Annotated in this window: 24 protein-coding genes; 7 read left to right on the top strand and 17 right to left on the bottom strand. The window is 64.9% G+C overall.

Annotated elements, in window-relative coordinates; genetic code table 11:
- Window positions 1-112 precede the first annotated feature (112 nt).
- From lpdA to BH95_RS17280, 6 genes are all read right to left on the bottom strand, one after another.
- Window positions 113-1,453, bottom strand: a complete 1,341-nt coding sequence (gene lpdA / locus BH95_RS17255) for a dihydrolipoyl dehydrogenase (protein WP_037183256.1) — start codon at window positions 1,451-1,453, stop codon at window positions 113-115.
- Window positions 1,450-2,685, bottom strand: coding sequence for a dihydrolipoamide acetyltransferase family protein (locus tag BH95_RS17260; protein ID WP_037183258.1), 1,236 nt, complete (start codon window positions 2,683-2,685; stop codon window positions 1,450-1,452). The genes lpdA and BH95_RS17260 overlap by 4 nt, the downstream gene beginning before the upstream one ends.
- Window positions 2,682-3,683 carry an alpha-ketoacid dehydrogenase subunit beta gene (locus tag BH95_RS17265; RefSeq protein ID WP_033190043.1) on the bottom strand — a complete coding sequence of 334 codons (1,002 nt, stop codon included), beginning with the start codon at window positions 3,681-3,683 and terminating at the stop codon, window positions 2,682-2,684. Before BH95_RS17265 ends, BH95_RS17260 begins: the two co-directional genes overlap by 4 nt.
- Window positions 3,680-4,783 carry a pyruvate dehydrogenase (acetyl-transferring) E1 component subunit alpha gene (gene pdhA, locus BH95_RS17270; RefSeq protein WP_037183260.1) on the bottom strand — a complete coding sequence of 368 codons (1,104 nt, stop codon included), beginning with the start codon at window positions 4,781-4,783 and terminating at the stop codon, window positions 3,680-3,682. Before pdhA ends, BH95_RS17265 begins: the two co-directional genes overlap by 4 nt.
- A 115-nt stretch (window positions 4,784-4,898) precedes the next feature.
- Window positions 4,899-6,254: an MFS transporter gene (locus BH95_RS17275; protein WP_037183262.1), complete on the bottom strand. Its 1,356-nt coding sequence runs from the start codon at window positions 6,252-6,254 to the stop codon at window positions 4,899-4,901.
- A gap of 164 nt (window positions 6,255-6,418) precedes the next feature.
- A complete protein-coding gene (locus BH95_RS17280) occupies window positions 6,419-6,880 on the bottom strand; it encodes a carboxymuconolactone decarboxylase family protein (RefSeq protein ID WP_019662790.1) in 462 nt (153 codons plus the stop codon).
- Window positions 6,881-6,903: 23 nt separating this feature from the next.
- Between BH95_RS17280 and pdxR the strand changes: the two genes are divergently transcribed.
- A complete protein-coding gene (gene pdxR / locus BH95_RS17285; RefSeq protein ID WP_099052208.1) occupies window positions 6,904-8,343 on the top strand; it encodes a MocR-like pyridoxine biosynthesis transcription factor PdxR in 1,440 nt (479 codons plus the stop codon).
- Here the strand turns inward: pdxR and BH95_RS17290 are convergent.
- From BH95_RS17290 to BH95_RS17310, 5 genes are all read right to left on the bottom strand, one after another.
- The gene (locus BH95_RS17290; RefSeq protein WP_019662788.1) at window positions 8,315-9,289 is read right to left on the bottom strand and encodes an alpha/beta hydrolase; all 975 of its coding nucleotides are present in this window, start codon (window positions 9,287-9,289) and stop codon (window positions 8,315-8,317) included. The two genes, pdxR and BH95_RS17290, sit on opposite strands and share 29 nt — an antisense overlap.
- A gap of 154 nt (window positions 9,290-9,443) precedes the next feature.
- Window positions 9,444-10,175, bottom strand: a complete 732-nt coding sequence (locus BH95_RS17295) for an SDR family oxidoreductase (RefSeq protein WP_037183266.1) — start codon at window positions 10,173-10,175, stop codon at window positions 9,444-9,446.
- Complete coding sequence (locus BH95_RS17300; RefSeq protein WP_037183268.1) at window positions 10,172-11,194, bottom strand: phosphotransferase family protein; 1,023 nt, start codon at window positions 11,192-11,194, stop codon at window positions 10,172-10,174. Before BH95_RS17300 ends, BH95_RS17295 begins: the two co-directional genes overlap by 4 nt.
- The gene (locus BH95_RS17305) at window positions 11,191-12,405 is read right to left on the bottom strand and encodes an acyl-CoA dehydrogenase family protein (RefSeq protein WP_037183270.1); all 1,215 of its coding nucleotides are present in this window, start codon (window positions 12,403-12,405) and stop codon (window positions 11,191-11,193) included. Before BH95_RS17305 ends, BH95_RS17300 begins: the two co-directional genes overlap by 4 nt.
- Window positions 12,406-12,491: 86 nt before the next feature.
- A complete protein-coding gene (locus tag BH95_RS17310) occupies window positions 12,492-13,898 on the bottom strand; it encodes a GGDEF domain-containing protein (protein ID WP_037183272.1) in 1,407 nt (468 codons plus the stop codon).
- 79 nt (window positions 13,899-13,977) lie between these two features.
- On the opposite strand from BH95_RS17310, the gene BH95_RS17315 reads away from it, so the two are divergent.
- The 4 genes from BH95_RS17315 to BH95_RS17330 all read left to right on the top strand — a co-directional run bounded on the left by BH95_RS17315 (window position 13,978) and on the right by BH95_RS17330 (window position 18,216).
- Window positions 13,978-14,475 carry a hypothetical protein gene (locus tag BH95_RS17315; protein WP_019662783.1) on the top strand — a complete coding sequence of 166 codons (498 nt, stop codon included), beginning with the start codon at window positions 13,978-13,980 and terminating at the stop codon, window positions 14,473-14,475.
- Window positions 14,476-14,485: 10 nt separating this feature from the next.
- Complete coding sequence (locus tag BH95_RS17320) at window positions 14,486-14,827, top strand: DUF1801 domain-containing protein (protein WP_037143101.1); 342 nt, start codon at window positions 14,486-14,488, stop codon at window positions 14,825-14,827.
- Window positions 14,828-14,947: 120 nt separating this feature from the next.
- The gene (locus BH95_RS17325) at window positions 14,948-16,189 is read left to right on the top strand and encodes an ATP-grasp domain-containing protein (RefSeq protein ID WP_020111081.1); all 1,242 of its coding nucleotides are present in this window, start codon (window positions 14,948-14,950) and stop codon (window positions 16,187-16,189) included.
- Between the two features lie 41 nt (window positions 16,190-16,230).
- Window positions 16,231-18,216: a hypothetical protein gene (locus BH95_RS17330; protein WP_037183274.1), complete on the top strand. Its 1,986-nt coding sequence runs from the start codon at window positions 16,231-16,233 to the stop codon at window positions 18,214-18,216.
- A 15-nt stretch (window positions 18,217-18,231) separates the two neighbouring features.
- On the opposite strand, the gene BH95_RS17335 is transcribed toward BH95_RS17330, so the two are convergent.
- From BH95_RS17335 to BH95_RS17350, 4 genes are all read right to left on the bottom strand, one after another.
- Window positions 18,232-18,636 (bottom strand): MarR family winged helix-turn-helix transcriptional regulator, encoded by a 405-nt coding sequence (locus BH95_RS17335; RefSeq protein ID WP_037183275.1) that lies wholly within the window; start codon window positions 18,634-18,636, stop codon window positions 18,232-18,234.
- Window positions 18,633-20,057: an MFS transporter gene (locus tag BH95_RS17340; protein ID WP_037183277.1), complete on the bottom strand. Its 1,425-nt coding sequence runs from the start codon at window positions 20,055-20,057 to the stop codon at window positions 18,633-18,635. Before BH95_RS17340 ends, BH95_RS17335 begins: the two co-directional genes overlap by 4 nt.
- A 68-nt stretch (window positions 20,058-20,125) precedes the next feature.
- On the bottom strand, window positions 20,126-20,722 hold the full coding sequence (locus tag BH95_RS17345; protein WP_244165006.1) for a YoaK family protein: 597 nt from the start codon (window positions 20,720-20,722) through the stop codon (window positions 20,126-20,128).
- Window positions 20,723-20,775: 53 nt separating this feature from the next.
- Window positions 20,776-22,080, bottom strand: a complete 1,305-nt coding sequence (locus tag BH95_RS17350) for a lipase family protein (RefSeq protein ID WP_033190036.1) — start codon at window positions 22,078-22,080, stop codon at window positions 20,776-20,778.
- 135 nt (window positions 22,081-22,215) lie between these two features.
- Here BH95_RS17350 and BH95_RS17355 point away from each other — a divergent pair, with 135 nt between their 5' ends.
- A complete protein-coding gene (locus tag BH95_RS17355; RefSeq protein WP_037183279.1) occupies window positions 22,216-22,410 on the top strand; it encodes a hypothetical protein in 195 nt (64 codons plus the stop codon).
- 8 nt (window positions 22,411-22,418) lie between these two features.
- Here the strand turns inward: BH95_RS17355 and dapA are convergent, their stop codons facing one another.
- Window positions 22,419-23,300: a 4-hydroxy-tetrahydrodipicolinate synthase gene (gene dapA / locus BH95_RS17360; protein ID WP_037183281.1), complete on the bottom strand. Its 882-nt coding sequence runs from the start codon at window positions 23,298-23,300 to the stop codon at window positions 22,419-22,421.
- A 73-nt stretch (window positions 23,301-23,373) separates the two neighbouring features.
- Between dapA and BH95_RS17365 the strand changes: the two genes are divergently transcribed.
- Entirely contained in the window at window positions 23,374-24,267 is an 894-nt protein-coding gene (locus tag BH95_RS17365) for a LysR family transcriptional regulator (protein ID WP_037183283.1), read from the top strand.
- 128 nt (window positions 24,268-24,395) lie between these two features.
- Here the strand turns inward: BH95_RS17365 and BH95_RS17370 are convergent, their stop codons facing one another.
- On the bottom strand, window positions 24,396-24,680 hold the full coding sequence (locus tag BH95_RS17370; RefSeq protein WP_037144605.1) for a hypothetical protein: 285 nt from the start codon (window positions 24,678-24,680) through the stop codon (window positions 24,396-24,398).
- Window positions 24,681-24,831: the final 151 nt, after the last annotated feature.

A 24,831-nucleotide genomic window follows, 5' to 3' on the forward strand; every position in this document is an offset into this window, starting at 1 on the left:
CGATTGATGCGATGGCTGAACAGTAGGAACTACTCGGCAGTGGGCACGTCCGTAGATTTACGTATGCGGGACGCTGGGAGGATTAGTTTTCACGGGCGTAACAGAAGACACCTCAGTGGGAATGCAGCGGCTTCCCCGCCAGTGCGAGGTGAGCTTCGCCGAAGGCCTCGGACTGCGTTGGGTGAGCGTGGATCAGGTGCGCGACTTCCTCGGGGTATGCGCCCCAGTTGACGACCAACTGCGCCTCACCGATCAGTTCGCCCACGCGTGCGCCGACCATGTGAATGCCGACGATGGAGCCCCCGGCCCGCACCAGCTTGACCCCGCCCGACGCGCCGAGGATCTGACTCTTGCCGTTGCCGGCGAGGTCGTAGACGACGGAATCCGCAGAACCGTGACGCTCGATCGCCTGCGCTTCCGTCAGTCCGACGGACGCGATTTCGGGGTTCGAGTACGTGACCCGGGGGATGTTCTCGTCGGGGACTGCGGTGGGCTTCAGACCCGCGATGTGCTCGGCGACGAAGATGCCATGCTGAAATCCTCTGTGCGCCAGCTGTGGTCCGCGCACGATGTCACCGACGGCGTAGACGCCGTCGTCCGAGGTCATCAGGTTGCCGTCGACGCCGACGAATCCCGAATCCATCGAGACGCCGCCGAGGTCGGACGTAGTGGGCCCGCGCCCGACCGCGACCAACAGAACATCGGCATCGAGCGTCTCCCCGGAGTCGAGGGTCACCGTCACACCGTCGGGGGTTTCCTTGACGCCGGTGAACGGCGACGTTGTCCGTGCGACGATGCCGCGTTTTTTGAAGGCGCGGGTGAGCTGTTTGGACGCCCACTCGTCCTCGGCTGCAACCAATCGGGGCAGTGCTTCGACGATGGTCACCTCGACACCGAACGATGCCCACACACTGGCGAATTCGACGCCGATGACTCCCCCGCCCAGCACGATGGCCCGCTTCGGGACGTAGTCGAGGGTCAACGCCTGGTCGCTGGTCAGCACTCGCGGCCCGAGTTCGATTCCGGGGAGCACCTTCGCGTACGACCCAGTCGCGAGGACAACCGATGATCCGGTGATCCTGCGGCCGTCCACGTCGACGGTCTTGTTTCCGACGTATTTACCTGTACCGCTGACGAATTCGATTTTGTGAGCCTTGACGAGGCCCTGCAAGCCCTTGTACAGCTTGGAGACCACGCCGTCCTTGTACGCGTGGACGCCGCCGATGTCGATACCCTCGAAGTTCGCACGAACCCCCACCGACGAGCTCTCCCGGGCGGTGTCCGCCACCTCCGCCGCGTGCAGGAGGGCTTTGGTCGGGATGCACCCGCGGTGCAGGCAGGTTCCTCCGACCTTGTCCTTCTCCACCAGGGTGACCGAAAGTCCCAGTTGCGCAGCACGAAATGCAGCTGCGTACCCGCCCGATCCGCCTCCGAGGACGACGACGTCGCTCATGCCAACGCCACCAGGTTCATCGGGTCGGCGAGGATCGACGCGATGTCGGCCAGGAATCTCGATCCTTGCTCACCGTCGACCAGACGGTGATCGAACGACAGGCTCAGCGTCGTGACCGAGCGCAGAGCGATCTCTCCCTCGAACTCCCACGGCTGACGACGGATCGCGCCGAAGCAGAGGATCGCTGCCTCCCCTGGGTTGAGGATCGGGGTCCCCGAATCCACACCGAAGACACCGACATTGGTGATCGTGATGGTGCCGTCGGCGAGGTCGGCCTGGCCGGTCTTGCCTTCCTTGGCCGTCACGGTCAGTTGGGTCAGCGCGTGCGCGAGGTCTTTCAGACCGAGGGTGTGTGCGTCCTTGATGTTCGGCACCATCAGGCCTCTGGGCGTCGCCGCAGCGATTCCGAGGTTGACGTAGTTCTTGGTGACGATTTCTTGGTCCTGCTCGTCCCATTCCGAGTTCAGGCTCGGATTGGAGCGCAGAGCCACCAGGAGTGCCTTGGCGACGAGAGCGAGCGGGGTGAGCTTGATGTCGCGGAAGTGCTTGGTGGCGCGCAGTTTCTCCAGCAGTTCCACCGACGGGGTCACGTCGACGGTGATGAACTCGGTGACGTGTGGCGCGGTGAAGGCGCTCGACACCATGGCTGCCGCGGTGTGTTTGCGAACTCCCTTGATGGGAGTGCGGGTTTCGTTCTTGCCCGTACCTGCGACCGGGACGGTGCCGCGTTCGGTGTACGCCGCCAGGTCGTCCCGGGTCACCTCGCCGTGTGTACCGGTGGCCGGTACGTCCGCGAGGTCGACGCCGCGCTGCTTGGCGACGAATCGGACCGGTGGGGACGCCAGCGGTCTGCCGTTCGTGGGGGGCGGCGACGCCGGGGGCGACGGGCGACGATTGCCTCGTCGGCTCGCGCCCTCACCGGCTACGCCGTACCCGACGAGGACGGGGACGCGTTCTTCCTTCTCGGCGGGCTCTTCGACTGAGATCTCGGCCGAGCCGTCGGTTATGTCGATGATGACGTTGCCCACCTGGACGGTCGAGCCTTCCTCGGCGTGCAGCGCCGTGACGGTCCCGGCGAACGGCGATGGGAGCTCGACGGACGCCTTGGCGGTTTCCACCTCGGCTATCACCTGGTTGAGTTCGACGGTGTCACCGACCTCGACCGACCAGCTGATCAGTTCGGCCTCGGTGAGTCCTTCTCCGAGGTCGGGTAGGCGAAAGCTGTTCGTCATGCCGGGAACGTCCTGTCCACTGCGTCGAGGATCCGGTCGGCGTCGGGGAGGAAGAACTCCTCGAGCTTCGCCGCCGGGTACGGGGTGGAGAATCCACCGACGCGTTGGATGGGCGCTTCCAGACTGTAGAAGCACTGATCCTGTACTCGTGCGGCGATTTCTGCGCCGATACCCATGAACGTCGCTGCCTCGTGGGTGATGACGAGCCTGCCGGTCTTGCGGACCGATTTCGCGATGGTGTCCATGTCCAGTGGCGAGAGCGAACGCAGATCGATCACCTCGAGCGACCGACCCTCGCCCGCAGCGACATCCGCTGCTTGGAGGGCGGTGACGACCAGTGGGCCGTACGCGATGATCGTCGCGTCCGTGCCCTCACGGACAACCCGAGCTCGGTGCAGCGGGTACGCATCGTCGATCGGCGCAGTGACGTCGACCTCGCCCTTCTGCCAGTAGCGTCGCTTGGGCTCGAAGAACAGAACCGGGTCGTCCGACGCAATGGCCTGGCGCAGCATGACGTTGGCGTCGGCGGCATTGCTGCAGCTGACGACGCGTAGGCCGGCTGTTTGCGCGAAGTAGCCTTCCGGGGATTCGGAGTGATGTTCGACGGCACCGATTCCGCCGCCGTACGGCACTCGGATGGTCAGGGGCATCGTGACGTTGCCACCGGTGCGGTAGTGCAGCTTGGCCACCTGCGAGACGATCTGATCGAACGCCGGGTAGATGAAGCCGTCGAACTGGATTTCGACGACCGGCCGGTATCCGCGGAAGGCGAGTCCGACTGCGGTGCCCATGATTCCGGACTCGGCCAGTGGAGTGTCGATGACGCGGTTGGGCCCGAAGTCCTTCTGCAGGCCGTCGGTGATGCGGAAGACCCCGCCGAGTTTGCCGATGTCTTCGCCGAGCAGCACTACTTTGGGGTCGTCTTCCATCGCCCGACGCAAGCCTGCGTTCAGCGCTTTACCGAGCGGAAGCTGCGGGGCGGCAAGTGTCGCGGTCATGACTGAGCTCCTTCGAATCCGGCGAGATAGGTGGCGTAGGCGTCTCGTTCCTCGGCGATCAACGGATGGGGGTCTGCATACACGTTGTCGAACACCGACATCGCCGTCGGCTCCACGGTGCCGAGGCATCCGCGGCGGAGTTCGGCTGCGGTCCAGTCGGCCCGATCCTTGACGCGTGCGCGGAGCGCGTCGTCCATCGCTCCTTCGGCGTCGAGCAGTCGCTCGATGCGGTCGATGGGGTCCTTCTTCTTCCATTCGTCGTCGACTGCCGCCGACCGGTAGCGGGTGGGATCGTCGGAAGTGGTGTGCGGTCCCATTCGGTAGGTGACGGCTTCGATCAGCATCGGTCCGCTGCCTTCGCGTGCGCGAGTCAGTGCCATCCGGGTGGCCGCAAGGACGGCCAGCACGTCGTTGCCGTCGACGCGTAGCGCGGGAACACCGAATCCACGGCCACGTTCGGCGATCGTGATGTGCGTCTGCAGAGTCACCGGCTCGGAGATTGCCCACTGGTTGTTCTGGCAGAAGAACACGACAGGGGCGTTGAAACTTGCCGCGAATCCGAATGCTTCGGAGATGTCGCCTTGGCTCGTGGCGCCGTCACCGAAGTAGGTGATGACGGCGCCGTCGGCTCCGTCGAATTTAATTCCCAGCCCGTATCCGGTGGCGTGCAGGGCCTGAGATCCGACGATGATGGCCGGCGTTGTCATGTTGTACTCGTACGGGTTCCAGCCGGATTGGGTGGAACCGCGCCAGAACCGCAACATTTCCGTCGGGTCGACGCCGCGGCAGTACGCGACCCCGTGCTCGCGGTAGCTGCCGAAGACGAAATCGTCGGGGTGCAGTGCGCGGGCGGATCCGACCTGGGCGGCTTCCTGTCCCAGCAGAGGTGCCCAGAGCCCGAGTTCTCCCTGCCGCTGGAGCGCGGTGGCCTCTGCGTCGATCCGTCGTACGACGATCAGGTCCTCGTAGAGGTCGCGGAGCTTGTCCGTCGTGATGTCCTCGACGAGGCCGGTGAATTCGGAAGGCTCGGTTCGCGTGCCTTCGGGTGTGACGAGCTGGATGAGGTCGTCATCGCTCGCTCGTGAAATTGCGGTGTCCATCTCGGCCTCCGTACAGTTGCACTGTTACCTGGAACACAATCAAGAATCATCAGAAGGATCAATAGTTCGGATTCGAATTGAGCACGTTGCACGTTTCCTGGTCACGAAAACGTGCTTATCTTGTGCGCATTGATTGCTCGCGCGGTGCGGCGACGGGGCTGGGTCGGGCGCCCACACGACCGCGAAGTATCAGAACCAACGCGACGGCCAAGAGCATCACCGCGCCCACTACCCACAGCCCTGCGCGCGCGTTTCCGGTGGTGTCGAGCAGCCACCCCGTAACGTAGGGAGCGCCGAAGCCGGACATGTTGCCGACCGAGTTGATGATCGCGATTCCAGCGGCGGCACCCGCCCCCGTCAGGAACGTGCTCGGGAGGTACCAGAACACGGGGAGCGCGCAGAAGACACCGACGGCATTGACCGTCACCGCCAGCATCGTCGTGAACGGTGAGTCCATGTACAGCGCGAACGGGATGGAGACAGCGCCGACGAGGGTTGGAATCGCGACGTGCCAGGTACGTTCACCGGTCCGGTCACTGTGCCTGCTCCACAGCACCATGGCCACCGCACCGACGGCGAACGGAACGGCGACGATCAGACCCGTTGTGACGAGCGAGAAGTCGGTGTCGAACGTCTGTTTGAACCCGGCGACGATGCTGGGCAGGAAGAAACTGAGCGAGTACAGCCCGTAGGTGATACCGAAATAGACGAGGCCGAGCATCCACACCCTTGCATCGCGCAGCGCTCGAGTCACCGAGCCACTGACGTGTCCACCCTTCGCGGAGTCCTCGGACTCCAGTTCGGCCGTCAGCCATGCTTTTTCGTCGTCGTCGAGCCACTTCGCCTGAGCAGGCCGGTCGGTCAGGTAGAACCAGGTGACGACGGCGAGCAGAACCGCGGGAAGGCCTTCGACGAGGAACATCACGCGCCATCCCGAGAGCCCGAACAGCCCGTCCCAGTACTGGATGATCGCGCTGGACAGTGGCGCCCCCAGCGCCGAGGAGATCGGGAGCGCCAGCAGGAAGAGGCCCATCAACCGCACGCGGTACGCACGCGGGAACCACATCGTCATGTAGAGCAGCACGCCGGGGAAGAAGCCGGCTTCCGCGATACCCAGCAGAATGCGCAAACCGTAGAGCCAGCCCGCGGTGGGCACGAAGGCCATGCCCGCGGCGATCACTCCCCACGTCAGCATGATGCGGGCAATCCAGCGCCTGGCACCGAACCTGTGCAGCGCCAGGTTGCTCGGCACCTCGAAGAGCAGGTAGCCGATGAAGAACAGTCCGGACGCCAACCCGAACATCGTCTCGGTCAGGCCGAGCTCGTCGCTCATGGTGAGTTTCGCGAGCCCGATGTTCGTTCGGTCGAGGTAGTTGACGAAGTAGGCCAGGCCCAGGAACGGAATGATCCGTCGGGCGACCTTCTTGACCACCCGCGTTTCGATCTCGGGTTTCGGTGCGTCTGCAGGCATGTGTCTCGGCTTTCTCGGTGGTGAGAGTGACCTGGGACACGTTATGGGTTGGTGGGCGCTTGGCCTATGGAGAAATCGACCATTCCCGCGGCGTCGACACGTGCAGTTTGTCCTTTCCGATCTCCGTGCTCCCCTTGAGCGACTACGTCGATTCCCACTCGCCCTCAGGCGGAGCGGCCCGGATTGTTCACACCCGGCACCAGGTGGGTGGACACGCCGATGCGGTTCCAGGCGTTGATCGTGAAGATCTGAGCCAGCAGCTGACCGATCTGGTGCTCGTCGAAGTGCTGCGCGACACGCTCGTACACCTCGTCGGACACTCCTCCCTGCGAGATGAGCGTGACCTGTTCGGTCAGCGCGAGTACCGCCTGTTCCTTCTCGTCGAAGAAGTTGCTCGCGTCTCGCCACACCGCGACGAGAGCCAAGCGCTCCTCGCTCTCGCCTGCCTTCCTGGCGTCGGTGGTGTGCATGTGCAGGCAGAACGCGCAGCCGTTGAGCTGTGACGCTCGGATCTTGATCAGTTCGGCCAAGGCTGGGTCGATGCCGTTGCGGCCGGCGACGTCGAGAGCGACGAGCGCCGTGCGCACGGCCGGGGATGCGGATGCGAAGTTGATGCGTGTTGTCATGACCGGAACGCTACGACGCCTCGATGACCGCAATAAGGTTCAATTCCGTGGCAGAAATCGTGGTCGATTCGGGGATCGACCTTCACCTGGATCTCGCCCCGACCGGCTCGCGGCGGTCCGCGCTCGGACGCGCCCTGCGCGACGCCATCGCGACCGGGCGGCTGGAGCCGGGCACCCGGTTACCGTCGTACCGCGCGTTGGCAGCCGATCTCGGCGTCGCCCGCAACACGGTCGCCGAGACCTACGGTGAGCTCGTGTCCGAAGGGTGGCTCGACGCCCGCCGAGGCTCGGGTACCCGCGTCGCGCATCGCGGAGCGGCATCGGTGCGCGCGGCGTCGTCGACGGTGCGGCCGGAGTTGCGTCCCGAGCACGACCTTCGGCCGGGCCGTCCTGATCAGTCAGCGTTTCCGCGCGCGGCGTGGATGGCCGCGGCACGCCGAGCGGTCAGCGGCGCGCCCGTCGACGCGTTCGGCCCGGGCGATCCGCACGGCCGACTCGAACTGAGACGCGCACTGGCCGGGTACCTCGCCCGTACCCGCGGAGTTCGCAGTGATCCGCGACGAATTCTCGTGTGTTCCGGCTTCTCTCAGACAGCGCAGATCCTCACGTCGGTTGTCTCCGGACCGTTCGCGGTCGAGTCGTACGGCCTGCCGTTCCACCGGCGCCTGTTCGACACCTCGGGCCCGACCGTGCCGATCGGCGTCGACGAGCACGGTGGCCGAACCCATGAGCCGATCGAGGCAGCTGCGCTGGTGCTCACGCCAAGCCACCAGTTCCCGACGGGCGTCTCCCTCCACCCGCAGCGAAGAACCGCGGCGGTGGACTGGGCCCGCGCCACCGACGGACTTGTCGTCGAGGACGACTACGATGGCGAATTCCGCTACGACCGAACGCCGGTGGGAGCAATGCAGGGCCTGGATCCGGATCGGGTGCTCTACGCAGGCTCGATCTCGAAGTCTCTCTCACCCGGCGTACGTGTTGGGTGGATGGCGGTGCCGGAGCACCTGCTCGACCCGATTCTGGACGCGAAAGGCGTCAGGGAGGCAACGGTGAGTGCTCTGGATCAGTTGATCCTCGCGGACTTGATCACCACCGGCGCCTACGACCGTCACGTTCGGGCGATGAGACTGAAATATCGCAGACGAAGAGACGCGCTCGTCGATGCCCTGCGGGAGCGGGTACCCGAAATCGGAACGATGGGAATCGCCGCCGGCCTACAGGCCGTCCTGACGCTTCCTCCCGGCTCGGAGTCCGACGTGCTGGCCGGTGCGAGTGAGGCCGGCCTCGCCGTCGAGGGTCTCGGCTGGTTCAGGCATCCAAGCGCCGATGAGGTCGAGTCTGACGTCATGCCCGACGGAATCCTGGTGGGATTCTCCGCACCGAGCGACCGTGCCTTCCCTCGCGCAGTGGAGACGTTGGTCTCGGTTCTCGAACTCACAACCCGAGGCCGGCGGCGAGGGTAGGCCAGCTCTTGGGCAGTTGATCGACCCAGTACGCCCACGAGTGGGTGCCGACGTCCTCGAAATCGAAAGTGGCGGGGATGGCGAGCTCACGCAACCGGTCGTCCAGTCGATGCGTGCAGAAGTTCGATCCCACCTCGATGAGGCCACCCACCACAACGACGTCCCAGTCCTTGGCGGTCTCGAATTTCTCGTGCGGCCCCGGCAACCCGGTTCCGACGGAGACGTAGATCGATGTGCCACGCAGCGCTTCTGCGTTGACCAATACGTCGTGAGCCGCCCAGGCCGGGTCGAGCGGTCCCCCGAACATGTTGTCCGCGTTGCCACCGAAGGCCGTGACGATCCCGCGCATACTGCCCTGACCCAACAGTTCCGCCGAGGCGAAGCAGCCACTGTACGCACCGACGGCCGAGTAGAGACTTGGGTTACGCGACGCCAGCATCATCGCCGACTGCGCACCCATCGACAAGCCGGCGATACCGTTGCGGCCGTTGCCGTCGAACTCCTCGTCGATCAGCGGCGGAAGCTCCTGCGTCAGAAAGGTTTCCCACTTGTACCGCCCGAGCTTCGGGTCGTCGCGCTGCCAGTCGGCGTAGAAGCTTCCCGGCCCGGCGAGCGGAAGCACGACGTTGACGTTCTTGTCGCGGAAGAACTCGGCAGCTCCCCCCTTGCGCAGCCACATGCTGTTGGTCGGGTCCTCCTCACCGATGCCGCTGAGCATGTACAGCGACGGACGGGGGCCGCTCTCGGTCTCCGGGGTCAACACCTGGACGTCGATGATTCGATCCATGCTCGGCGAGTACACCGCGAGCTGGGTGAGGGTGGTGCTGACGTCCACTCGACTGTCGATCCTCGGGGCCGACGGTTCCGCGGCAGCGAGGGTGGGGATACCGGCCCAGCCCACGACGAGGACCGCGCAGAACACAACGAAACGCCATGCGTGAACCATGAAACCCCCGCGCTCGAGACGGCTCCGACGACCGTGTCCACCGGCAGTTTTGCACACCAAAACGATTGTGGGGCAACTTCGTCCACAGACCGGGTGGCAAACCGGCGAGTCTTCAATCGAAAGCGGGTGTACCAATCCATTCGATTGTTATCGGCTACGCTCCCAGCCCGGCCCCGGCGCGGGTGACCACCAGGCGAGGTACGACTGCACGGGAGGAGAGGGACAGGATGCCGGCCGCGAGTTCGACGATGTCGTCGACCCGAATCATGGATTCGCCGGGGATCTTGTCCTTGGTCCAGTCACTCATGTCGGTGTCGACGTAACCGGGCGCGATGGACGTTCCGCTGATGCCGTTGGCGCTTTCCTCGGCGTTCAGGGTTTCGACGAGCGACAGCATGGCCGCCTTGGTGGCGCCGTAGACGGCGAGTCCTGCTTCGGAGTAGACGCCCGCCATGGATGCGAGGGCGATGACCTTGGCTCCGTTGTCCGGGTCGGCGTCGACGGCAGTGCGCATGAGCGGGATCGAGTTCTGCAGCACGTGGAACGGCGCCCGGAGGTTGACGTCGAGTGTTTTGTCGAAGCGGCGCATCGGGTAGTCCTCGATGCGGCCTGCCGTTCCGACGCCTGCGTTGAGGACCAGTGCGTTCATGGATCCGTACGCGTTCGCGTGCGCGCCGGTGATTCGGTCGGCGGCGTCCCGGTCGGCGAGGTCGGCGGCCACCGTCACCACCTGGGGAGCACCTGCCTTCCCGAGGTCTTCGGCGACCTCCTCGAGAGCGGCGGCATCGCGCGCCGTGATCGTCAACGAGTAGCCCAGGTGCGCCATGCGAGTGGCGATTCCCAGACCGATGCCGCGCGATCCACCGGTGACCAGTGCAGATTTCACTTCTTCCCCTCGATCGCGCGGAGTCCCGACGCCATGAATTCCTGTGTTGCTTCTGCTGCCGACGCTGCCCCCGGCCCGGAGTCGGAGCCGGACAACGCTCGGTGCGTGATGCCTTCGCCGATGACGCCGAGTTTGAAGTTGGCGAGGGCAAGGTAGAAGTTCCAGTCGGACAATCCGGAACCGGTTTCTCGGCTGTACATCTCGGCGAGTTCGTCCGCGGACGGGTAGCGGTCACTGGTCCACGCCGCAGCCGTTCCGAGGACCGCGTCGAACACCGGTTGCCGGTACACGCACATCAGGGCGACGTCGGTGAGCGGGTCGCCGAGGGTCGACATCTCCCAGTCCACCACTGCGGCAACGGAACCTGGATTCCCGCGCCGGAGGATGACGTTGTCGACCCGGTAGTCGCCGTGCACGATGGACGCACCGGACGACGACGGTACCGCCGCTTCCAGTTTGTCCCGTAACTTCTCGACATCGGGGAGGTCACGCGTCTTGACGGCTTCCCACTGGCGAGCCCATGTCTTGACCTGGCGCCCGACGAATCCCGCGGGCTTGCCGAACGAGCCGAGGCCCGCTGCGTCGTAGTCCACGTGGTGCAGGCGGGCGAGTACGCGGATCAGTTCGGACGTGTTGGCCGCGACGTCGTCGTCGGACAGGGCGTCCAGGTCCTCGCGGGTTCTGATGACCGTACCCGGGTCGAACTCGACAACAGTTGCCGGAGCGCCCAATACGTCTCCGTTGCGGTCGAAGGCCACGGTCCTGGCGACGGGTACGTCGGTGGATTGCAGCGCGCTCGTCACTGCCCACTCGCGGGCCATGTCGTGTGCAGACGGGGTGAGACCGCTCGTCGGGGGACGGCGAACGACCCAGGCGTTCGTGTCGTCGAACGCCTTGTAGGTGAGGTTCGATCGGCCGCCACTGATCAGTTCGACGCGCAGCTCGCCGTCGAGTGCCACTCCGTTCTCGCCGAGAAACACGGCGAGAGCGGGAGTGTTCATGCCTGGTAGTTCGGTCATTTGTCGGCGGCCTGACGCGCGGCCTTCTTGGCTGCGCCGACGACTCGTTTGGCGATGGCCCAGCGGTGCACCTCGGAGGGTCCGTCGTAGACGCGGAACGGGCGGACTTCCCTGGACAACCTGGCCAACGGCAGGTCGTCGGACACTCCGAGTCCGCCGCACATCTGAATGCTGCGGTCGACGATGCGGAAAATAGCCTCGGCCGCGTAGGTTTTGGCGATCGACGTCTCGTTCCCGGCGTGTGATCCCTGGTCGAGGGCGAAGCAGGCCTGTACCAGCAGCGCGCGCGTCGCGGCGATGTCGATTTCGTTGTCCGCGACCATTTTCTGCACCATGCCGAGATCGCCGAGCACGGATCCGAATCCCTCGCGACGCGCAACGTGATCGACGGCGATGTCGTGGCCGCGGCGGGCGGCACCGAGCCATCGCATCACGTGGGTCATGCGCGCCGGTCCCAGGCGGACCTGCGCGTAGGAGAAGCCTTCGTCGACGGCACCGAGCACGTTCTCGTCGGGGACGAAGACGTTGTCGAAGAACACCTCGCAGTGTCCGCCGATCATTGCTTTGTCCAGGGTTCCGATGTGCCTGCCGACCTTGATGCCGGGGGTGTCGGCCGGCGCGAGGAACATCGTCGCACCGCCGCGGTCACCCGGCTTGCCCGCGGTCCTGGCCATGATGATGAAGAACCCGGCGCCGTCCGCGCCCGTGATGAAGTACTTCTGCCCGTCGACCTTCCATCCGCCGTCGACTTTGACTGCGGCCGTGGTCAAGGCCGAGGGGTCGGAGCCTGCACCGGGGGCCGGCTCGGTCATCGCGAACGCGGAGCGCACGTCGCCGGACGCCAGGGGCGCGAGGAACTGTTCCTTCTGGCCCTGGGATGCGATGTGGGCGAGCATGTGCACGTTGCCTTCGTCGGGGGCGCCGATGTTCAGTGCAGCGGGACCGAACAGCGAGTAGCCGCCCTCTTCGAACACGGGAGCGCGATCGCTCATGTTCAGTCCGAGCCCGCCGTATTCGACGGGCGCGTGCGGTGCGAAGACGCCTGCGTCCTTGGCTGCCTGCTGCAGGGAGATCCGCAGTTCGTCTCCCCCCGCATCGGCGATGTTTCCGAGGAACTTGTCCTCGATCGGCAACACCGTCTCACGAACGAACGTCCGAGTCTTGTCGATCACGGTCTGGACCTGGGGCGAATACGTCAGATCGATCGACACCGGCGCGCTCCTCGAAGTTGGGCCGACCGAGCGATCGCTCGGTCACCGTTTCAGGTTCGCACAGCCCGCCGAGAGGAGTCAAGAAATCAGCTGAGCTTCCCGACAGCCGGCCCGAGCACGGTGCTCCGCCAGTTGCCACCACCGTCGCCCTTGGTCCGATAGAGCATCGAATCGGCGGCCTCGACCACCGCCTCGGCCGTCCTGCCGCTCCCCGCCGGGACGATGCATACTCCGACGGACATCCTGCCGTGGACGGAACTCTGCTTCCCGACGCAGCGGCGCGCGAGATCCTCGATGCCGTCCACCGTTGTCCTGGTGGCGACGATCCCGAATTCGTCGCCGCCGAGTCTGCACACGAGGTCACCGTCCTCGACGCATTCACGCAGGCACGCAGCAATTTCCGTCAGAACGCGGTCGCCGACGAGGTGGCCGTGCCCGTCGTTGACGGCTTTGAAGCCGTCGAGATCACAGAACAGGAATGCGACGAGGTCGTCCTCGGCCTGACGCTCGAGCCGCTCACGAAGTTCCGTCATCGCGAGGCTCTTGACCCCGAGTCCGGTGAGGTCGTCGCGCTCCGCGCGCAGGCGCAGGTGGTCGAGAGCGAGGTGTGATGCGCTGCGATCCTCGGCAGTGCACACGAACCTTGTGCCGTAAGCACTTTCGATGCGCTGGACCCGGACGTGCGCCCATCGTTCCTCGTCCACACGCAACACGCGACGGTCCTCGACGCCTGCGTGCCTGGTCTCGGCGCCGAACACCGCGGTCAGATCGAGACCGCGGAGCTCGCACTCGATCCGCCCCGTGAGCTCCTCGAACGCCCTGTTGACCTCGACGACGGTGGAGTCGAGCCCGAGCATCGCCGTCGGAATCGGCGAATCGAGAAACACTGCGCGGTACTGCAGTTGCTGGTCCTCGGCATCACCGATCCTCGCCGCTTCCGCGATGGCTGCGCCGGCCTGGCCTGCGAACAATTCCAACATCGCGCACTGCTCGGCGTCCGGGATCAGCCCGGAGATCGGGAGATCGACGCTCAGAACACCGAGCAGCGCGTTCTCCCCGGCCCACATCGGTGCCAGAAGCGCGTACTCGGGCTGCCAGATCCTCCGCTCACCATCCGGCGATGCGGAGAGGTAGTGAGTTCGGTGCGGGTCACGATAGGACACGCCTCCGAGAGCATCGACCTCCGCCAGGTTCTCGTGGAACCGTAGTTCTCCCCACCGCTCGCATGCGTCCAGCAGACCCAGCCACACCTCGTGCGTCATCGTCTCGCCGACCATGTCGCGGACCTCGGGAGGGCCTGTCGCCGTCGAGACGACGAGGCCGCCGCCCGGAACCTTGACGTTGACGACGACGGCACCGAAACCCAGCACATCGACGACGGCTGCAGCGACGCGCGCGAGGGTGACTTCCAATCCCTCGCCGACGCCCAGGCCGCGCACGACCTCCAGGATCCGCACGAGCGAATCCCGTCGTAGCCCTACGTCGTCGATCATCGGTCGATTCTTGCAGATCCCGGGCCTGGCCTGCGGAGAACCGTTTCGATCTCACCTGCGCGTATGGCACTGTAGGTCCGTGCACGAAGCGGACAAATACCCCCAAACGACGGCCGTCGGGCACCGCACCCGCAGCCCTCGCGATATCGAATGGGTATTGACCGTCGGAGTTGCGCCGCTACTCGTTCTGGTTCTGACGATGCCGGTCGTAGCACTGATCGACCATCAGGATCTTCTTCCCGGCGCACTGGGCGACTGGAATCTGTATGCGGTGTTCGGCCTGACGGTGTTCGCTCCCATCATGATCGTCGCCTGCGTGGCGGCACTGGTGATGATCGGCGATTTTCGGGCCGGCCGGGCGGTGTCGACGTTCGGCAACATCACTGCAATCCTCGGCATGACCGTTCTCGTCACCGCCGAGATCACCGACCTGTTCCGCCCCGTCGTCGACGGCGACCCGGCCGACTGGGTCTCGGCGTTGACACCGTCGGGCACGCCGTTGTTCGTGGTGCCGTACATCGCGGTTCTCGTCGCGAACACGTACGTCGTCCTGCGATTGTGGCGCCGACGCCAGTAGTCTTTCGGCCATGAGCGCAGACTGGCGGATCGACACCGTGGACACCCTCCGAGGACTGATTCTCTCCGCGGCCCCAGGCGTCACCGAGGAAGTGAAGTGGCGCAAGCCGTCCAACCCCGACGGCGTGCCCACGTTCAGCCTCGACGGGCTGCTCTGCACGCTCGAGACCTACAAGGACAAGGTCAAGGTGACCTTCGCGAAGGGCGCGTCCGTAGCCGATCCGTCGGGCATCTTCAACGCCAGCCTCGACGCCGGAACGCGCCGTGCGATCGACATCCACTCCGGAGACGTCGTCGACGAGAAAGGCTTCTCGGACCTCGTCCGCGGCGCCGTCGACGTCAACCAGCGCTAGCCCGGCGGTGACCACCGCACGTCGCGACGGGGACACGCGTGCGCGATTTGCCCTGCGCACTGCCCTCTGTACGGTGGACGGGACGACCTGACGACACGTTTCCGACGGAAAGGACCATGTATGCCGCAGCCCACACGACTGGAGAAGAATCCGGAGAAGGGCTACGTCGCACTACTGGGCTGGAGTCTCGCCGCGGTGGAGGCCCTGGATGCATTCGACCGTCGGTACGTGGTCGTGGCACCCGAATGGGCCGAGCAGTACTGCACCGAACACGACATTCCGTACATCTCCTGGAACTTCGAGCGCATCAACGATCGTTCGCTCGAGATCGCCGAGGCACTGCAGGATCGTGGTGTCGACGTCGCGATCCCGCTGTACGAGGAAACTGTCGAGTGGGCGGGTGCCATCAACTCCGTTCTGCTCGGCAATCCACGGTTGTTCGGTCAAGCGATGTTGCTGCGAGACAAGGCGCTGATGAAACGTCGCGCGCAGCTCGGCGGCATTCGCGTCGGCATCTTCGAGGAGGCGCACGACCGAGAGGACGTCGTCCGATTCCTCCGCCGGGTCAATCAGACACTGCTCAAACTCGACGGTGACCCCAACGATCCCATCCACCTCAAGGCCTTCGACAAGGCCGGATGCCTCGGGCACCGCGTCATCCGCACTCCCGACGAGGTCGACTCCATCCCCGACGACGAGTTCCCGGTACTGATGGAATCGCATTTGGACGGTTGGGAATTCGCTGTCGAAGCGTGGATCCACAACGGAAAGATCAAGTTCCTCAACATCTCCGAGTACGTGACGCTCGGGTACTCGGTGTTCGTGCCCGCAACTCCGGAGCTCGAGAAGTACCGGCCGCAGATCACCGCGCAGATCGAGAAGCTCATCAAGACCTTCGACATCGAGTTCGGATTCGTTCATCCGGAATACTTCGTCACCAGCGACGGCGAGATGTACTTCGGTGAAGTCGCGTACCGGCCACCGGGCTTCAAGGTGTTCGAGCTCCTCGAGCGTGCCTACGGCTTCAACGCCTACCAAGGGCTCGCGCTGGCGTTCGACCCGAAGACCACCGAGGAAGAGATCGACGCGTTCTTCCCGACCGAGGTCGAGGACGCCACCGGCATCGCCGGCTGTTTCGGCGTGTACCCACGGCGGCGCGTCGTCAGCCACCTCGAGATTCCTGCCGAAACCGCCGAGCACGACTACTACGAAACCAACGACCTCTCGGCACCCGTCGAGGAAACCGTCACCAAGCGAACAGCTTTCGGCACGCACTGGGGTCTGCTGTACTTCTTCGGCGACGACCCGTACCGCATGCGTGACCTGCTGAAGCATCAGGAAGAACTGGACTTCTACGTGTGAGGCAAGACTTCGGGGACTTCTCGACCGGTCCGTCACAGACATTGGACCCACCCGTCGACCAGGCGCTGGTCAGTCGCGTCGCACAACTCGACCACGCCACCGAAGCATTGGCGGGGGCCCCTGAATTCTCCAAGACCACCAAGGTCAAACGTGTCCTCGACGCGCTGCATCGAGTTCTGTTGCAACGCGGTGGATGCGCTGCAGTCCGTGAACGTGCCGCAGCGTTGGACGAGGCGGGGCTGTTCACCGGTACCGACTGGGCGCATCCGGACATCCTGGTGCCCGGTTTCGTCGGGCCGTCCCTGCGCAGTGGTGTGATCGATACCGTCGTCCTCGAGGCAACGAGCGAGCTTCGGCTGGTAGCAATCGCTGCAGGCGAGTACACGCACCCCGCGGTCAGTGCCGAGGACGCGAAACACTTTCTGTCGCAGGTGTTGGCGATGAACCTCGAGGTGCTGTTCTCCGCACCGTCGGAGGCCGAGCGCGTGAAGCTCGGCCGGGTCGCGCACCTCATCCGAGATCTGTTCGGCTACGTCGCCGACCAGATCGGATACGACAGCGTCCTCGACAAATTGGGCGACGAGATCTGGCGGGTACTGCGGCAGAGGCCCATTCAGGTCGACCACATCAAAGCCATGGTGACCCGCATCGCGGTGTACCGCGAAGACCCCGAGGTGGATCTCGGAGCATCGGGGCAAGGTCTGGATCGATTGATCTCGGCGTTGTTCGGTCCGACGGAGGCGTGCCGCGAGGATCCGGGCGTCGACGTGTATCGCTCACGCCTCGACGCCATGGACGCCGAGGGTCTCGAGTTCGAGGCTCGCGGGTTCGCCCGTGCCATGCACGACACCGGTCTGGTCTCGCCGTACCACGCGACGCTGGTTCGATTCCTGATCGAGCACAACACCTATCTGCTCGGTGAGGCACTCGGCGTCTCCGAAACCGGACGTACCTGCCTTCAGCGGTACCCGGAGCTGGTCCACTGCTTGATCGTCGAAGCCGTGCATCCCGATTCCGCGCAATGCCTGTACGGTATCGCCCTGATGCTCGACCGCGGCATCCTGCACCAACCGCCGATCGTGCCGTCGCTGTGGCGGCAGCTGGCGCTTCGACTGGAACCAGGCGTACGTCAGCGGCTCGTCGACGTGTTCGGCCCGACGCCGGAGCCCGAATCCCGTTTGCTCGGTGGGCTTCTGTCGATGCTCGGGCAACCGCTGGGCGTCGGGCAGGGCGACAATCCGACGTGCCAGTCCGCTCGCGCGCTGTCGATGTGGGCGTACAACGACCCGGACTACCTCCTGCAGATGGTGGTGTGGGCCGCGCGCGACGACGAGATCGTCATGCACTTCGAGGGGCAGCCACTGTCGTCGAAGGACAGCTCCGGTGGCGTGGCCACCACTGCTCCCCTCGACCTGGATCCTGTGTCGCAGCTCCTGGTTCCGCATCTGGATCGCATCTACGCAGAGATGATTCGTAGGTGCGCCGACCGCCCCGGGGATCCGCACAAGTGGGTCAACCCGGAGTTCCACGGCTGGTGGTCCGCACGCGGATTCAACATCGACGTCGATGTCGCAACGGGCAACCTGATCGACCTGGACGACTTCGTTCGGCAGTTCTACGCGTCGTACCATCTCGAATACAACGGGGGCCAACCGCTGGTGCACCCCCAGCCTGCGGGTGTCGCCGTCACCGACAGCGCCGCACGGTACATCGGGTGGCACGCCATCACGATCCTGCGCGTCGCCCCCGACCCCGACGCTGTCATGCGGGTCTACTTCTTCAACCCGAACAACGACAGCGGTCAGGACTGGGGCGACGGCGTCGTCGTCGGCACGGCCGGTAACGGCGAGAAAGCGGGCGAAGGCTCACTTCCGTTCGAGCAGTTCGCGTCCCGGTTGTACATCTTCCACACCGATCCGCTGGAGAACGGCGAGCCGGACAAGGTTCCCGCATCGGCAGTGCAGGACACCATCGGCTACATCGAACGCAGCTGGGGTGCAGACCGGATGCCGGGTACCGAGAGTTAGCACCGGGTTTGCCTGTCAGCTTCGGAGCAGCCTACCCATCAACGTCTCGAGTTGCCCCAATTCGTCGGCCGATAGATTCGCGAACTCCGCGGGCGGTGCGTTCAGTGCAGCATTCGCCCGGTCGGCCAGCTCACGTCCGGAGTCGGTGAGTTCGACGACCCTGCGCCTCCGGTCGGCAGGGTCTTCGGTGCGTACCACGTATCCACGAGATTCCAACTCTTTCAGCGTCACCGAGAGATACGGCGGGTCGGTGTTCAGTCGTTCCGCGAGCGCTCCGGCCGACAGAGGGCCGGGCACCAGTCGCCGAAGTACCTTGCACCGATAGAAGCTCTCTCCTGTCGCCGCGACCACGGCGCGGTGCGGATCGGCTCGGTCGAAGACAAGCGTACGGATGTCACCCCACACGTCCTCCGCGCTCATGCCACGAGCTCCGACGACCGATCCGCAACCCGCTCTGCTGTGCCGCGAGCCCACGAACCGGTCGTGACGAAAGCAAGTGCGAGGACGATGATTCCGGCACCAGTCATGACGAACCACGCCGAACGGGCGGCGTCGACGAACCCGTCGGCGAAGGTGCCGACGAGACCGGCGGTGACGATCGACCCCACCACTGCGACACCGAGCGATTGGCCCACCTGCCGAGACGTCGATGCCACCGCCGACGCGACTCCTGCTTGACTACGGGGCATTCCGGACACAGCGGTGTTGGTGATGGGTGCGTTGACCATCCCGAATCCGATACCGAACACGAGGTAGGGAAGAGCAAGCCACGCGAAGGACGTCGTCGCCGTCAGCTGGGTCAGCATCAGGGACGAAACGATGAAGCCGACTCCTGCCACCACCAGTGAGGTTCGAGGTCCGCGAGAACCGGTGAGCCGACCCGATATCGGCGCGAGGATCAGCGTCATCAACGCCATCGGGAGTGTGTAGAGGCCGGCGTGCAGCGGCGAATATCCGCGCACGTCCTGCAGATACAGCGTGTTGAGGAACAGAAATCCGCCGAGTGATCCGAACGCACACACGGCGATGACGGTCGCCCCGGAGAACGGAACGCTGCGGAAGAAGCTCAGTTCCACAAGGGGTTCGGTCCGATGAGTCTCCACGTACAGGAAACCGAGGAGTGACGCCACAGCGGTGGTGGCAGTGGCAAGGATCGTCGGCGAAGACCATCCCTTCGTCGGCATCTCGATGATGGTGAACACAACGCTGGCAAGCAGCACGATCATCAACACCTGCCCGGCCGGGTCGAAGCGTCGTGCATGCGCTGCTTTGGATTCGGGAACGAATTTCCACGTCATGAACAGCGCGATCAGGCCGATCGGCACGTTCACCCAGAAGATCGACTCCCAACCCGCCGACGTGACCAGTGCGCCGCCGATGAGCGGGCCTCCCGCCATCGAGATTCCGACCACGCCACCCCACACTCCGATCGCTCCTGCGCGTTCTTTCGGATCGGTGAAGGTGTTGGTGATGATCGACATGGCCACCGGGTTCATCATCGACCCTCCGACGGCCTGCACCATGCGGAACGCGACGAGCCAGCCCAGCGACGGCGCGACACTGCACAGCAACGATCCCGCGATGAACAGTGCCGTACCGATCATGAAGAACTTCTTGCGGCCGAACCGGTCCGCACTCGAGCCGCCGAGCATCAGCAGCGACGCCAGCACCAAGGTGTATGCGTCGATGATCCACTGGAGACCCGACACCGATGCCCGCAGGTCGGACCCGATCGCCGGCAGCGCGACGTTGACGATCGTGTTGTCGATGCTGACGAGAAACAAGCTCATGCAGCAGATTGCGAGCACCAGGTAGCGGTGCCGCTTGGTCAGTTCGCTCATCGAAATCCAATACTTGTAGATACACAACTATTAGTTCGAGTATCGACCTCGGCAGGCCGCAACGCAAGTCAGCGGCGAACGACGAAAGCGGCCAGGGCCAACCCGATACAGGCGACGACCGCGGCCACGAGGGGACCGAGTCGGGGTTCGGCGTGAATCGACAGGGCACCGGCGAACGATCCCGCGACCAAGGCGGCAATTGCGCCCAGTCTGAGCGCAAGATGCTCGGTCCTGCCCCGGGCCAGGTCGTCGGCTATGTTGACCATCGTTCCGGTGACGAACGTCGAGGACAATCCTCCCTCGGGGAGTGACGAGCGCGCGACCACCGTCTGCAACGCCATCGCCGCCGCGGACATCGCCACCAGAGCGACGACGGTGCCTACATCGAGCCACCACGCCACGAGGGTGAGCACCTGGACGGCCGCAGCCGTCCCCAGCAACGGCAACGTCGGGACGCGCACGGAGCGGTGCGCGTAGCGGAACCCGGCCAGCAGAACCACGAAGAACACGGCGATGGCGATCGCGGCCCCGACCAGGCTGGCAAGGTAATCGTCCCGGCCGACCAGTCCGACGAGCACCAGATTGCCCGTCATGTTCGCGGTGAATACGCCGCCGAGTGCGAGGAAGGCGAACGCATCCGTCGCACCTGCGCCGAACGAGAGCATCAGAAGCAAGACCCCAGGTGAGTGAAAATGTGTCCCCCAGGACACATTTTCACTCACAGCCGGCGGCCCAGGACCGCCATCGTCGTCGACCACGCCAGCGCGAGAAGGTCACGGACCGCACCGAAGGACGACGCCGTCGACCAGACCGTGGTGACGCCCGACGGCGGCACCGGGCGTCCGTCGAACCGGTCCTGTAGCCAGTCGAGGGTGAGCGGCGCGGACAGGGGGTGCAGGGACAGATGTTCGCTGAGTCGGTCCCGCAGGTACGTGACGTGGACCCCGTTGTCGAGGTAGCGGTCGACCTGTCCGTCCACATCGTCGACGGCAATGATCTGGTCGTGGACGGCCTGCACCACGAGCATCGGGACGGTGGGAGCGGTTCTACCGGGCTGAATAGCCTCGAACACCTCGAGGATTTCCGGTGTAGCCAGCAGATCCGCGAGCGGAATGTCGATGTACCTGTCCAGATCGTGCTTCGCGAGCTTGCGCACGGCAGCGACGGTGGTCAGGTCGTCCACCGACTCGAGCAACGCCAGCCCGTCGGCATTGACGTGGGCTCTGACCACCCTGTCCAGATCCGGGTACGTCCTACGCAACCCTTCGACCACCAAGGTGGGCAGACCGGCGTGCAACGTCGCGTTCAGCCTGGTGAAAGCCGACGCAGGATCGCCGACGGGTGAGCCGAGGGCCGCCCCGACCAGTGCGATCTCCGGTGCGTACTCGGGGGCCATCTCCGCAGCCCAGGACGTCGCGAGCCCTCCGCCCGAGTAGCCCCACAGACCGACCTTGGTGTCGTCGGTCAGTCCGGCCGGTGCGAACCGCAACGAGGCTCTGACCCCGTCGAGGATGAAGAAGCCGGGCTCACGGGGCGAGCCCCAGTGCCCGTCCGGACCCTCGTGGTCCGGGATCGAGATGACCCAGCCGCGGCGCAGCGCATGCAGCACCAGGACGAACTCGAATTGCGGAACCGCGCCCCACGCTTTTGCGCCCCGCTGCAGCGCGTACGACGGAAAGCACGTGGCCGACACCGCGTCGATCGCGCACTGATACGACAGGAGGCGCGGAGTTTCGGCAACCGCTCCGCGCTGCATCAAGACGGTGGTGACGCTGACCTGCGGCGATCCGTGGAGATCGGACGTCCGATACAGCAGTTGCCACGCGTCGACCTGCTGCGGAATCTTCCCGTACAGCGCCACCTCGACCTCACGGAACCGCAGGACATCACCCGGCGCAGCCTCCTCGAAGCCGTCGGGCGCGACGTAGAACGGGTCCGCATCCGGCCGTGCTGCCCGGTTCGGCCGCGGCATCTCCTGCGGTTCCCACGGAGATCTACCGGCTTTTTCGTCGACGACGCTCATCCCACACCCTTTGTCCGAGTCTCCGGGTCACACTAACCCCGGACCGGACGCCGCACGCCGTCGGCGTACCGCACCGGCACGCTCATCTGGACAATTCGGGAGCAAAACCCGCCGTCCGGTCGTACATTTCTTCCCATGACAACCACGTCGACGGCAACGCGCATACGGCTCAACTGGATCACCCTCGTGATCGGTATCGCACTGACCGTATTGGCGATCTACGACATCACTCACGGCGAACGTTCCACCAGCGAGTGGATCGCCATCGTGTGTTGGCCCATCGTGGCAATCGGCAGCGCTGTCCAGTTGACGAGGCTCAGCAAGCTGTAGAACGCCGTTCAGCACTCTCGCGTCGCGGCGGACAGGCGTCGAAGATCCTCCGGAGGCGATTCGAGCAGCGGAAGTCGCACTGCCGCAGAGTCTATGACGCCGATCTCCGCCAGCGCTGCCTTGGCCATGATCGCGCCCTGAGACGTACGCATGACGGCGTCGGTGAGCGGGAGCAGTTCGTTCTGGATTCGACGAGCGGAGACGAGGTCACCTCGCCGCACCGCATCCGCGAGGGCCGCGTTCCGATCGCCGACGAGATTGCCCACCACACTGACGAGTCCTGTTGCGCCGATTGCCAAGTACGCCAGGTTGAGCTCGTCGATTCCGCAGTAGTAGGCGAGAGATGTCCGAGACATCACCGTCGAGGCCTCGTACAGGTCACCTTTGGCATCCTTGACCGCTCGGATTCGCGGATGCTCGGCCAGCAGAATCAACGATTCGGGCGAGAACGCCGTGCCGGACCGCGCCGGCACGTCGTACAACATCACCGGGAGATTCGTCGCGTCGGCGACGGCAGTGCAGTGCGCGACGATGCCCGCCTGCGTAGGCCGCGAGTAGTAGGGACAGACGACGAGCAGCCCGTCGGCGCCCGCCGCTTCCGCGCGACGAGCCCTCGCGACGCTGGCCGCGGTGTCGTAGGTTCCGACGCCGGCCGTCACCTTCGCCCGTCCGTCGACTCGCGACACCACCGCGGCGACGAGCTTCTCCGTCTCGGCGTCCGTCAGCGTGGGCGCCTCCCCCGCCGTGCCTGCGACGACGATTCCGTCGCACCCCGTGGCGACGAGATGGTCGACGAGCCTGCCGAGGGAGTGCTCGTCGAGCTCTCCATCCTTGGTCATCGGCGTCACCATGGCGACGCAGTTGGTGCCGAAGAGCTGTTCGGTGGTCATGCACAGAAGTGTGCGACGCAGTAAGCTTTCGGTCCAGCGATGGTTTTTCGCCGATAATGCGTAGCATCGCTTCATGGTCGACGTCGCATCGCTACACGCTCTGAAGTCGGTGGCCACCCTCGGCACCCTGGCGAAGGCCGCCGACGAACTCGGCTTCACGGCCTCTGCCGTCTCACAGCAGATCAAGCGACTCGAACGCCAGCTGGGTCTTCGGGTTCTCGCGCAGTCAGGGCGCGGTGTCGTGCTGACACCGGCAGGCCAGGCACTCGTCGACACCTCTCCCGACGTCTTCGATGCACTGGAACGATGCGCCGAAGCCGCACGTTCCGTGGCCGACGGTGCACCGCGCGGCACTCTGCGGGTCGCAGCCTTCTCCACCGCCATCCGCGGTGTGCTTGCTCCGGCGATGCACGCCCTCGGCGCGGCATGCCCACAGCTGAGCCTGCAGATCACCGAACAAGATCCCGACCGCGCGATTCACAGCGTCGACTCGGGTATCGCCGACGTCGCCCTCGTGCACGACGCAGACGGACTCATCGCCCCCACACCGCCGTCTCTGAACCGACGGTCGTTGCACACCGACATCGGCGACATCGTCCTACATCGAGATCACCCACTCGCCCGCGAAGTTCACCCGTTGCCCGCCAGCGCACTGACCGGTCTCACCTGGGTGACGAGTCCACCGGGAACCGTGTGCCACCAATGGTTTCGACGCGTCGTCGCCGACCTACCGGACAGTCCCGACGTCCGGCACCTGGTCGACGACTTCTCCAGCCAACTCGCCTTGGTGGCGTCGACGAACGCCGTCGCACTCATCCCTCGACTCGCACGTCCCCCTTTGGGCGAACACCTTGTATCCCTCGAACTGCGTCGCCCACCAACCCGTGAACTGCACGCCGTCTGGCGCCGCAGTGCAGATTCCAGCCCGGCCATCCGAGCCCTCGTCGACACACTCGTTGCCACGTAATCGACGCGGCGTTTGCCCGAGTCCGTGGTGGTGAAATCGACGCGCCGGGCCGATCGGGCGGGGTAATGAGCGATTCGATTCGAAATCTGTTCCGGCAGAGCTACTTCGTTCATGGCCTTACCGTGCGATCAGCCGTTGCGAAGGAGCTCTTCGCGTCGTTCTTCCTTGCGCTCTTCGCGACGCTCGTCCTGGCGGGCCTTTTCGTCGATGTCGGCCTGTACTTCGTCGCAGCGGAAGCTGCTGTACAGCAAATGCTCTGTCCCGTCGTCCTGGACGACCAGGCAGTAAGCGCCGCCGTTCATAGCCGGGACAAGTTCGGTCACCGTATCGGCCGTGGCGACTGCTGCGCCGGCGGCACCGAGCCCTCCGATCAAGGCAGCGACAGTGGCGGCGCGGATGGCAAGATTCTTCATGATGACTCCTTCTATCGTGTTCCGCAGCATGGCTTTCGGTCACATACGATCTTGTCGTCGTCCGCTGTTCGGCAACAGTGCACAGGATCATGGGCTCGGCTGACATCGTCACGGAATCGAGATGACGTTTGTCATGGGCCGACGGATCGGC

This window comes from Rhodococcoides fascians A44A (genome assembly GCF_000760735.1).
In the GTDB taxonomy this organism is placed as follows: domain Bacteria; phylum Actinomycetota; class Actinomycetes; order Mycobacteriales; family Mycobacteriaceae; genus Rhodococcoides; species Rhodococcoides fascians_E.